Raw genomic sequence first — 10310 nt, 5'->3', positions numbered from 1 at the left:
CGTACTGGTTTAAAGTTAATCCACTATAAACCGAAGCTATCAAAGCAAAAGGGGGACAAGCATGCCCTGTATTTTCAAAAAAAGTCGTCTGAAAACCATATAAGCTTTTCAGACGACCTTTCTTTATTGTGCTTTGACCTTACAAGGTGCCGTAAGAGTGCAGGCCGCTCAGGAACATGTTGACGCCGATGAAGGCGAAGGCGGTAACGAACAGTCCGATGACTGCCCACCATGCGAGGATTTTGCCGCGCCAGCCGGCGACGAGGCGCAGGTGCAGCCAGACGGCGTAGTTGAGCCAGACAATGAATGCCCAAGTTTCTTTCGGGTCCCAGCTCCAGTAGCGTCCCCATGCGTCAGCCGCCCACAGTGCGCCGAGGATGGTGGCGATGGTGAAGAACAGAAAGCCGACGGCGATGGCTTTGTACATGACTTCTTCGATGACTTGCGAAGGCGGCAGCGATGATTTTTTGCCGGCGTTTTCGTTTCTCAATGCCCAAAGTTCGGCGATGCCGAGCATGGCGGCAATACAGAATGCGCCGTAGCCGATGAAGTTAGCGGGGACGTGGATTTTCATCCACCATGATTGCAGGGCGGGAATCAGGGGTTGGATGGTGTGTGCTTCGCGGGAAAAGCTGTACCAAAGGACGAAGCCGACGACGATCGCCATGAAGCTGAAGACGAAGCCGCCGAGTTTTTGTACGGCGAAACGGGCTTCGTAGTAGAGGTACATCAGCGCGGTAATGACGAGGAAGAGGATGAAGACTTCGTAGAGGTTGGAAACGGGGATGTGTCCTGCGTCAGGGCGCAGGAGGTAGCTTTCGTGCCAGCGCACTAAAAGTCCGGTAAAGCCTGCAACGGCGGACACCCAGGCGAATACGGAACCCATGCCGAGCAGGGTGTTGGTGGCAACGTTTTTGCGTTGTGCCAACACGGCGCCGGTGATGTAGGCGAAGAGCGCGAAGAAGACGAAGGCGCATTGCCACATAATCGCGGACTGGCTGCTGAGGAAGTATTTGAGCAGGAAGCCGTCGGCATGTTTGATTTCGCCATCGTAGAGCATGACGGCGCCGTATGCGAGGACGGCACACAAAGGTACAAACCAGCGCATGGGTTTGAAAAACCAGCCTAAAAAGACGGTAATGCCCGCGCTTGCCCACAAAATCACCATTTCGTAGATGTCCATGGTGTGCTGAATACGGGTTTGGGCGAAGAATGCGCCGGCTACGGTCAATAGGGCGAATATGCAGTCGACCGTGTTCAGGGACTTGAGGAACGATTTGTGCGTCAGCAGCTCGTGTTCGGGTAGGGGGTTATGGTTATGCGTCATGGTTCAAATCTTTCGCCAGTCGTTGCAGGCTTTGTGTATGTTGCGGAAACTCTTTTTGCAGGTCGCGCTCGTTGCGGCTGGAAGACATGGCAAAGCGGATGCGGTCGTCTGAAAACAAAACCCACGCGCGTTTCTCGCGGATGTAGAACATAAATATCGTGCCGAGAACCAGCAAAACAGAGCCTAAATAGACTAAAAATGCACCGGGCGAACGGGTCATTTGCAAGCCGGAGGAGCGGACTTCTTCAAAGCCGTCCAGTTGCAGGAGCATGGGGGCGGGGTATTCGGTCAGACCGGTGTAGGCGTCCATGCTGTGCAGCAGGAAGCGGTTGCGCGCTTCGTCTTGAGGCCATGCGGGCAGCTTGTATTTTTGGATGGTTTCTTCCAATACGGCGTTCATGACGCCGAACAGCATTTCGTAAAAATATCCCTGCATTTTTTCCTGCTGCTCTTTGGGGATGTTTTTGGTGATAAATTCGTCCAACGCCAAATAGCCGCCTTTCGCAAAAATGCCCAAGGTGTTTTCGGCGGCAAGGGTGAATTGCTCGCGGATGTTTTCGGGCGCGTTCAAGGTCGCGTTGCGGATGACGGCTTTGCGTGCGGCTTCGTCTTTCAAAAGTTCGCGCATCGCCATGAAGGTATCGGGTTTGAAAGTCTTATCGGCAGGAATGCGCAGCCAACGGTATTGCTGTTCCAGACCTGTGCGCGTACCGGTGATGAAGAAATAATCCTGTTCCTGCTTAACGGGCAGCATGTAGTTTTTATATTCGACAGCCTGACCCGCTTTGTCGCGGATTCGGTAAACAACGGATGGGCCGATGTTGGTGTATTTTTTGTTTTCTTGAGAGACGGCGCGCACGTCGTTAATTGCTGATTGCAGGGTTTGCTCTTTTTCAGACGACTTGCTCATGTCTTCCACGTTCATAGACGTGAATTGGTCAAACTCCAGCTTGTAGGACGTATTGCCGATGTCGAGCGGGAAGTCGCGCATAGATGTCGCCCTGAGCGTTACCGGCTCGCGGCTGGGATTGCCCAAATTCCAGGCTTTGAACTTCAAATCGGAGCCGCCGTCGGCAAAGCTCGCTTGATAGATGGTGATGCCGTGCAGCGTCAGCGGATGGTTGACGCGGATGGTGTGTTCGGATTTTTTGCCGCTTTCCTTGTCGGTAATTTCCAAATCGCTGGCAAAATCACGCGGCATCCCGGTATTGTAAAAGTCGATGTGGAATTTCTTCAGCTTCACTTCAAACGGCAAATCCTGAACCAGCATCCCGTTGTCGGCATTGAGAAAGACCACGTCCGCGCTTTGCCCTTCGGTAATGTTCACATTGCCGCGGAACGACAGGTTCGACGTACCCAAAATGCTTTCCGGTTTGAAGTCTTTGGCATAGACGGAATGGTTATCCGGCACGACGCGTCCGGTCAGCATACCGATTTTCAGCAGGAGGTTGCTGTCTATCAAGCCGCCCAAGCAAATCACAATCAGCGCAGTATGGGCAAAAATATAGCCCCACTTGTTCATCGCCCCTTTTTTGGCGGCAACTAAAACCGATCCGTCTTCGCGCGTTACAGTTTTGCAGCTGAAGCCTTGTACTTCGAGATAACGTCGGGCGATTTCAGACGACATCTTGCCTTCCAATACAGTCGAATGGCGCATCGCCGCCAATGATTTTTCTTTAGCGTTTTCACGAAACGATTTGATTTCGCGGAGAAAAGGAGGAACATTGCGAATCAGGCACAAGCTGGTCGATATCACCAAAAACATCATGATGACCACAAACCAAGCGGACGCATAAACATCGTACAAGCCTAAAAAGTTGAAAATCTGCGACCAAAACGGACCGAATTTCACAACATAATTGACCTGCGGCTGGTTTTGCTGCAACACCGTCCCGATAACCGAAGCGACGCCCAAAAGACTGAGCAGGGCAACGGCAAAACGCATGGAGCTTAAAAAAGCGAACCAAGGTTTGCGGATAAGGGGGACGGATGAAGGGGATTTGCTCATAGCGGTTTGATTTGATAAAGAATACGGGGACGGTCGGGATTCGGAAGAGGCCCGATTATCGAACGGCACGAAAAATAGACATGATGGGGCAAAAAGCCAAAGGCTGCCATTTGAAAATACTTATTGCCTCAAGAGCGGCGGCATACCATCGCACAAGGTCGTCTGAAAACAACCGCCCGAGGGCAAGCGTTTTCAGACGACCTTGATATTCACATCATCCGCAAACAGACGGATTGACAGGAATCAATGCAGACCTTGGATGAAGTTGGAAACCGCATTCAATTCTTCTTCGGTCAGGCGTTTGGCAATATCTTCCATAATCGCGTTTTTGCGTTGTCCGGATTTATATGCCTTCATTTGATCGACCACATAAGACATATGTTGGCCGCCTAAGCGCGGATATGCTCCGATTTCGGTACCCCCGCCCGGAATACCCGCGCCGCTGGGACCGTGGCAGGACATACAGGCAGGAACTTTTTTATCCACCAAACCGCCTCGGTAGATTTTGCCGCCCAAAACAGGATCATTTTGTTTCGGGTTAGCCTCGCCGGATTTGGCCTGTTGTTTGGCATAGAATGCGGATACATTCAGAATGTCTTGCTCGGACAGGTTCATCACCATAGGTTTCATCACAGCGGCGGAACCGTTTGTACGTTTGCCTTCTTTAATGTCCAAGGTTTGACGGTAGATATAGGCACTGTGTTGCGCGGCGAGCTTTGGATACATGGCGATGCCGCTGTTGCCGTCCGCCGCATGACATGCCGCACAAATGGTAGTAGCCACTTCTTTGCCTTTTGCAATATCCGCTTTCGGGGCAGCGACAGCCGCGCCGGCAGCCAAAACCAAGGCCGCTAAAGTCAATCGTTTCATGGAGTGCTCCTGATTACAGCATTGCATACCGCGACAATGCCTTTTTTATACTCAAAACGCCGGATAAATTTTACCCGATAAAAACCGATAATTCTATAAACGTGCTATTCTATACTAGATTTACATTAAATTACTACCATGTTTCGCAACATGGACACGGCAAATTCTGCCACTCCGTCTCAGGGAACAAGGAAATACTGATGAACCTCTTTCAGAACGCCAAATTCTTCACTACCGTCAACCATCTCAAAGACCTGCCCGACACACCCGCAGAAATCGCATTTGTCGGGCGCAGTAACGCAGGCAAATCCAGCGCGATCAATACCCTGACCAACCATGTCCGGCTCGCCTACGTTTCCAAAACGCCGGGGCGAACCCAACACATCAATTTTTTCGAATTGAGCAACGGCAGCTTTATGGTCGATTTGCCGGGCTACGGCTATGCACAAGTTCCCGAAGCCATCCGCACGCATTGGGTCAAACTCTTGGGCGACTACCTCCAACAACGGCGCCAGCTCATCGGCTTGGTGTTGATTATGGATGCGCGCCACCCATTGAAAGAGCTGGATTTGCGGATGCTGGACTTTTTCCACATTACCGGCCGTCCTGTGCATATTTTGTTGTCGAAAGCCGACAAGCTGTCGAAAAACGAGCAAATCAAAACTTTAGGCGCAGTCAAAAAATCGCTCAAGCCCTATATGACCCGTCAACGCATCAGCGTACAACTGTTTTCCAGCCTTAAAAAGCAAGGCATCGAAGAAGTCAACCAAGTTGTCGGAGAATGGTTTGCTACGCATCAAGAAGAAATGGACAACTTGAATGTCGGAAATCCGGAAAATTCCGAGTCATTGTAATCGGTCGTAGTATAGTCTGCATTGACGGGACGCAAATCCGTACTGTTCCTGTTGTATTTAACACGAAAGGTCGTCTGAAAACGCTTGGTAGTGATTCAGACGACCTTTATCACTTCCCCAGCCTACCACCTGCCCGATGCTTACCTTGTTGAGGAAGATAGCAAAGCAAAGAGTGGCAACCCATTATAAAAAGGTCGTCTGAAAAGCCTTTAGCCTTTCAGACGACCTTTTATCTGCTGATAATCCTATTGCGCCTTAGTTTCAGTTACAAAGCCGATTTTACTGATACCGGCTTCACGCGCAGCTTCGAGCGCCTTATTGACGTATTCGTACTCGACTGCTTTATCAGCCGCAATTGCTACGATCGTATCCGCATTTTCCTGCTTCTCGGTTTTCAAACGTGAAATCACCGTATCAATATCGACTTTAGTCGCAGAATCACCACCGACATAGTAGCTGCCGTTGGCATCTATCGTCAGTCGCAGCGGGTCTTTAGGCTGCTTTTCCTTCTGCTTTGCCGCTTTTTCCGAAGCGGTCGGCAATTCCAAAGGAATCGAGTGGGTCAATACGGGCATGGTGATCATGAAAACGATCAACAACACCAGCATAACATCGACCAAAGGCGTAACGTTGATGTCCGACATCGGCGCGTCATCACCGGAATTCATTGAGCCGAATGCCATAATTTAGTCCTTTTGATTCAACAGGCGGACGTGTAAATCGTGTGCGAAAGCGTCCATATCTTGAGAGAGGGTTTTCTTACCGCGATTGAGGAAGTTGTACGCCAAAACAGCAGGAATGGCGACAAACAAACCGGCAGCAGTAGATACCAACGCCTCACCAATCGGACCGGCAACGGCAGCAATACTCATTTGTCCGCTTTGACCGATATTGATTAAAGCATGGTAAATTCCCCAAACCGTACCGAATAAACCGATAAATGGAGCGGTTGCACCAATGGATGCCAAAGCAGTCATACCGTAGTCAAACTGGCGCATGGCTTGCTCCATACTGTTTCGGATTTGAATGACGAGGTATTCGTTCAAAGGCAGTTCGGTAGTAAGTGTTTTCGCATTGCTTTGACGATAGCTTTGGTAGGCACGCAGGGATTCGTCCGCCACACGGCTCATCGGTGAATCAATGCTTTTCACTTTTTGTACCGCTTCCGACAGCGTAAAAGCATTTAGCATTTGCGTTTTTACTTCAGCATTGGCACTTTTGGCTTTTTTCAGTTTGATAGTGCGCAGGATAATCAGGCACCAAGTAACAATGCTCATCACCAGCATCAGTACGAATACACTAATCAGGACGAAATCGCCTGATTCAAACACTAATTTCAAATCCATAATTTTTCCAGATTAAAAATAAAATTAAAAAATTTCTTTTTTGTCAAAATACAGGTAATTCGCGTTCATTTACTGAAGTTGGAAATTAATTTTACCCCGGTATTCTGTCAAACGGTTTGTAGGGTATCTGCTGCCGGCGGCAGTAGCTGCCTTCCTTGCTGCATTATCCAAACGTTGGAATCCGCTACTTTTAGTTACGGTAACTTTTACAACCTTACCACCGGGCTGAACAAGAATAGATAAATGAACTACTCCTTCCTCCCCATTTTCTAAAGAGAGGGGCGGGTAAGCCGGTGTAGGCAGGAAACCTTTATCTACGACAGCAGGAGGGCCACCGCTTCCACCTCCTGCACCTCCGCCGCTACCGGTACCTGATCCATGCTCACCTTTGGCACCGCCACTGCCTGATCCACTGCCCTCACCGCGTCCGCTGCCGGTACCTTTCGTACCGCCACCACTTCCTTTACCCTCACCGTGAAGGGCCTTACCTTCTCCACTGCCTTTTCCGTTTTCCGCAGTATTCGGACCGGTTTTAGTACCGGTGTATTCCGAAGCTTGAGGTGCAGGCTTGGATTCTGTTTTAGGTTCAGGCTTAGGCTCTGGGCGTGGCTCCGGTTTAGGCTCAGGTTTGGGTTCCGGCTTAGGTTCAGGTTTCGGTTTTTCAACCGGCTTCGGCTTCTCTTTAGGCTGCTGGATATCAGCATCCTCTTTTTTCGTCACCACCGGCTTGATAACAGGCTTTGTAGGCTCAACCGGCTTGGGTTTCGGTTTTGGCTTTTCAGGCTCAGGGATCTTTTCCGGAGCCGCCGGCGCACCTTCGCCCTCAGGACTACCGTCTCCACCACCATCGCCGCCCAAATCTGCCAAATCGACAAACTCAATATTCATCATTTCCGGCACAGGCGGCTTGTGTGCCTGCCATAACAACGCGACCAAACCCGCGTGGATCAAAACCACCGAGATGACGACAGAAGGAGTTAAAATTCGTTCTTTATTCATAATCAACGCATGATAATAGCAACAATTTGTGTTTGCAACCCATTTTTACATTTGTTTTTTAGTGAATATCCATTTAAAAATATTTCCTCATTTTAATATCATACGCATGATTTTTTGATATTGCTATTCATTATCATGCAGACAAAAGAAAAAGAGGACTTAATGCCTCAGTTGATTGGATTAGAATGTATTTAATGAAAAAAGTTCATCATCTAACCAGATTACGAACAAAAAAAATCACGATAACGAAACAAATTTAATGATATACAAATATATCTGATTGCGGCTTATTTTTTTTCAGGCTTATTTTAGTCACTACAAACAGGAAACCCATGGAAATGGAAAGAAAATTTTTTACCTAGATTGGGTGATAAGCTGCCTGAAATAAAAACCTTACCTGTTCAAAATGTTACAATCATCAGAATAAATCAAATGTCTCCATCTTCGCCTAAGACGCAAACACCTATTGATAACTTAAATTTCATAAAATCGTATCATGCCGACTTATTACTCATTTTTTCTACAAAAATTTCAATTCTCGGCTCATACAACAAATCATAAGTCGGCTTGTTAAGCAAATCCTGCAAAGTAAACCCGTCCAAATGTGCAAAGAAAGCCTTAATCGCTCCGCCCAAAATACCGGCAAGACGGCAGGATGGCGTAATCAGACATTCATTGTTTTCTCCCATGCATTCGACAATCTGCATGGGTTCAAGATGGCGCACGACCGCGCCGACATTGATTTTATCGGGTGTGTCGGCAAGACGTAGTCCGCCTCCTTTACCTCTTATACTGGTCAGAAATCCGCCTTTGACAAGCGCGGTAACGACTTTCATCAAATGACTTTTGGAGATGTTATAGGCTTCGGCAATGGTTCCGATATTGACTAACGAATCGTCGTTTATGGCCGCATAAATCAATACCCGCAGACCATAATCCGTATGTTGCGTCAGATACATGGTTTTCTCTGTTTGAATATATTATTTTTTGGAACGGCGGCAGTGTGTCCTAAGGAGAACTGTCGCCGTTATGTGTTTGACTTTATATATGATTAAGTTTCATAATATCTGAAACATTTGAATTAATCCAGTGCAGTTTGATAATTTATTATCATTATAATCAAATATTATGAAGCCGTTAAAACGCCACCCAGCACTTATCGAACTTTCCCGCGAACACCATCACGCCCTTTCACTCTGCGTCCGCCTCCTGCGCGCGCCCGCTGAAAGCCATCAAACAGAGCTTGAAGCCCATTTCCTTGAATTGGAACCGCATTTTGTCGAAGAAGAAACCATGTTCGCCCCGCATTGGCAGAATATTCCCGTTGCAATGCGCGAACGTTTCGAAGCCGAACACGCCAAACTGCGCAGTATGATGGCAAATCCTGAATATCTTAACGAAGCATGGAATAAGGACTTTGCCGTTACCCTACGCGACCATGCCCGTTTTGAGGAGCGCGAACTGTTCCCCGCAGTCGAGCCGTTTCTGCCGGAACCCGAAGGAATCTGATAAAAAAGGTCGTCTGAAAAGTCCAAAAGCACGATTTTAGCGTTTTTAGACGACACTCCTGTCTATTCAAACCTAAAACAAACCATTCAAAAAACAAACCAAGGAACTACCATGACCGCCTTTTTCAAACACCCTGTTTGGGCAATGGCATTCCGCCCGTTTTATTCGCTGGCGGCACTATACGGCGCACTCTCCATCCTGCTTTGGGGCTTCGGCTATACGGGTACGCCCGAGTTGTCCAATTTTTATTGGCACGCCCATGAGATGATCTGGGGCTATGCCGGACTCGTCGTCATTGCCTTCCTATTGACCGCCGTTGCCACTTGGACGGGGCAGCCGCCCACGCGCGGCGGCGTTTTGGCAGGATTGACCGCATTTTGGTTGGCAGCAAGGATTGCCGTTTTCATTCCGGACTGGGGTGCAACCGCCAGCGGCATACTCGGCACGCTGTTTTTTTGGTACGGCGCAGTTTGCATGGCATTGCCCGTCATCCGTTCCAAAAACAAACGCAACTACGTCGCCGTATTCGCTATCGTCGTCCTGGGTTGCACGCATGCCGCATTCCACTTCCAACTGCATGCCGGAAACGCATCTGCACTGCTCAGCGGGCTGCAGTCCGGTCTGATTATGGTCTCAGGCTTTATCGGCCTTATCGGCATGCGGATTATTTCCTTCTTTACCTCCAAACGCCTGAATGTTCCGCAAATCCCCAGTCCGATGTGGGTCGCGCACGCGTCCCTCTGGTTGCCCATGCTGACTGCCATGCTGATGGCGCACCATGCCCTGCCTTGGCTTTCATCTGCTTTTGCCTTTGCAGCGGGCGTGATTTTTACCGTACAGGTTTACCGCTGGTGGTATAAAGCCGTTTTGAAAGAACCGATGCTGTGGATTTTGTTCGCAGGCTATTTGTTCACAGGTTTGGGATTGATTGCCATCGGTGCTTCCTACTTCCACGGCTCTTTCCTTAATCTTGGCGTACATCTCATCGGCGTCGGCGGCATCGGCGTCCTGACATTAGGCATGATGGCGCGCACTGCGCTCGGGCATACCGGCAACTCCATCTATCCGCCACCCAAATCCGTACCCGTCGCCTTTTGGCTGATGATAGCCGCCACCGTCATCCGCATCATTGCAACCTTCGTCAGCGGCACCGGTTATACCCACAGCATCCGCACTTCCGCAGTCTTGTTTGCCCTGTCCTTGCTGCTTTACGCATGGAAATACATCCCTTGGCTCATCCGCCCGCGTTTGGACGGCAAACCGGGTTAATTAAACCAAGCATATTAAACGAAAGGTCGTCTGAAACCTGTTTTAAGGTTTCAGACGACCTTTCGTTTTATCAATCAGACTCCCGTATCCAATACATCATATAGTGGATTAAATTTAAATCAGGACAA

The 10310-nt window shown here is 49.0% G+C and carries 10 protein-coding genes; 3 read left to right on the top strand and 7 right to left on the bottom strand.

Features of this window, described 5'->3' with window-relative positions; genetic code table 11:
- Nucleotides 1–139: 139 nt before the first annotated feature.
- The 3 genes from ccsB to HMPREF3066_RS02360 all read right to left on the bottom strand — a co-directional run bounded on the left by ccsB (nt 140) and on the right by HMPREF3066_RS02360 (nt 4205).
- On the bottom strand, nt 140–1327 hold the full coding sequence (gene ccsB / locus HMPREF3066_RS02370) for a c-type cytochrome biogenesis protein CcsB (protein WP_070440207.1): 1188 nt from the start codon (nt 1325–1327) through the stop codon (nt 140–142).
- On the bottom strand, nt 1317–3335 hold the full coding sequence (locus tag HMPREF3066_RS02365) for a cytochrome c biogenesis protein ResB (RefSeq protein ID WP_141743162.1): 2019 nt from the start codon (nt 3333–3335) through the stop codon (nt 1317–1319). Before HMPREF3066_RS02365 ends, ccsB begins: the two co-directional genes overlap by 11 nt.
- A gap of 243 nt (nt 3336–3578) precedes the next feature.
- Nucleotides 3579–4205 carry a c-type cytochrome gene (locus HMPREF3066_RS02360; protein ID WP_003759506.1) on the bottom strand — a complete coding sequence of 209 codons (627 nt, stop codon included), beginning with the start codon at nt 4203–4205 and terminating at the stop codon, nt 3579–3581.
- A gap of 200 nt (nt 4206–4405) precedes the next feature.
- On the opposite strand from HMPREF3066_RS02360, the gene yihA reads away from it, so the two are divergent.
- The gene (yihA, locus tag HMPREF3066_RS02355) at nt 4406–5059 is read left to right on the top strand and encodes a ribosome biogenesis GTP-binding protein YihA/YsxC (protein ID WP_070440205.1); all 654 of its coding nucleotides are present in this window, start codon (nt 4406–4408) and stop codon (nt 5057–5059) included.
- Between the two features lie 245 nt (nt 5060–5304).
- On the opposite strand, the gene HMPREF3066_RS02350 is transcribed toward yihA, so the two are convergent.
- The 4 genes from HMPREF3066_RS02350 to HMPREF3066_RS02335 form a co-directional block, all read right to left on the bottom strand.
- Entirely contained in the window at nt 5305–5742 is a 438-nt protein-coding gene (locus tag HMPREF3066_RS02350; RefSeq protein ID WP_039406683.1) for an ExbD/TolR family protein, read from the bottom strand.
- 3 nt (nt 5743–5745) lie between these two features.
- Entirely contained in the window at nt 5746–6405 is a 660-nt protein-coding gene (locus HMPREF3066_RS02345; protein ID WP_039406686.1) for a MotA/TolQ/ExbB proton channel family protein, read from the bottom strand.
- A 69-nt stretch (nt 6406–6474) separates the two neighbouring features.
- The gene (locus tag HMPREF3066_RS02340; protein WP_045073547.1) at nt 6475–7404 is read right to left on the bottom strand and encodes a TonB family protein; all 930 of its coding nucleotides are present in this window, start codon (nt 7402–7404) and stop codon (nt 6475–6477) included.
- Between the two features lie 494 nt (nt 7405–7898).
- On the bottom strand, nt 7899–8363 hold the full coding sequence (locus HMPREF3066_RS02335) for an Rrf2 family transcriptional regulator (protein WP_039406692.1): 465 nt from the start codon (nt 8361–8363) through the stop codon (nt 7899–7901).
- A gap of 169 nt (nt 8364–8532) precedes the next feature.
- On the opposite strand from HMPREF3066_RS02335, the gene HMPREF3066_RS02330 reads away from it, so the two are divergent.
- Nucleotides 8533–8913: a hemerythrin domain-containing protein gene (locus HMPREF3066_RS02330; protein WP_003759365.1), complete on the top strand. Its 381-nt coding sequence runs from the start codon at nt 8533–8535 to the stop codon at nt 8911–8913.
- A 111-nt stretch (nt 8914–9024) separates the two neighbouring features.
- Entirely contained in the window at nt 9025–10182 is a 1158-nt protein-coding gene (locus tag HMPREF3066_RS02325; protein ID WP_070440203.1) for an NnrS family protein, read from the top strand.
- Nucleotides 10183–10310: the final 128 nt, after the last annotated feature.

The organism is Neisseria sp. HMSC03D10 (genome assembly GCF_001807625.1).
GTDB lineage: Bacteria > Pseudomonadota > Gammaproteobacteria > Burkholderiales > Neisseriaceae > Neisseria > Neisseria mucosa.
The sequence above is the reverse complement of the archived record's forward strand: the minus strand, read 5'-3'. Positions and strand labels throughout refer to the sequence as shown.

What these genes read in the sequence shown, in the direction of transcription:
- ccsB (WP_070440207.1), bottom strand. Translation starts at nt 1,327, where the DNA reads ATGACGCATAACCATAACCCCCTACCCGAACACGAGCTGCTGACGCAC.
- HMPREF3066_RS02365 (WP_141743162.1), bottom strand. Translation starts at nt 3,335, where the DNA reads ATGAGCAAATCCCCTTCATCCGTCCCCCTTATCCGCAAACCTTGGTTC.
- HMPREF3066_RS02360 (WP_003759506.1), bottom strand. Translation starts at nt 4,205, where the DNA reads ATGAAACGATTGACTTTAGCGGCCTTGGTTTTGGCTGCCGGCGCGGCT.
- yihA (WP_070440205.1), top strand. Translation starts at nt 4,406, where the DNA reads ATGAACCTCTTTCAGAACGCCAAATTCTTCACTACCGTCAACCATCTC.
- HMPREF3066_RS02350 (WP_039406683.1), bottom strand. Translation starts at nt 5,742, where the DNA reads ATGGCATTCGGCTCAATGAATTCCGGTGATGACGCGCCGATGTCGGAC.
- HMPREF3066_RS02345 (WP_039406686.1), bottom strand. Translation starts at nt 6,405, where the DNA reads ATGGATTTGAAATTAGTGTTTGAATCAGGCGATTTCGTCCTGATTAGT.
- HMPREF3066_RS02340 (WP_045073547.1), bottom strand. Translation starts at nt 7,404, where the DNA reads ATGAATAAAGAACGAATTTTAACTCCTTCTGTCGTCATCTCGGTGGTT.
- HMPREF3066_RS02335 (WP_039406692.1), bottom strand. Translation starts at nt 8,363, where the DNA reads ATGTATCTGACGCAACATACGGATTATGGTCTGCGGGTATTGATTTAT.
- HMPREF3066_RS02330 (WP_003759365.1), top strand. Translation starts at nt 8,533, where the DNA reads ATGAAGCCGTTAAAACGCCACCCAGCACTTATCGAACTTTCCCGCGAA.
- HMPREF3066_RS02325 (WP_070440203.1), top strand. Translation starts at nt 9,025, where the DNA reads ATGACCGCCTTTTTCAAACACCCTGTTTGGGCAATGGCATTCCGCCCG.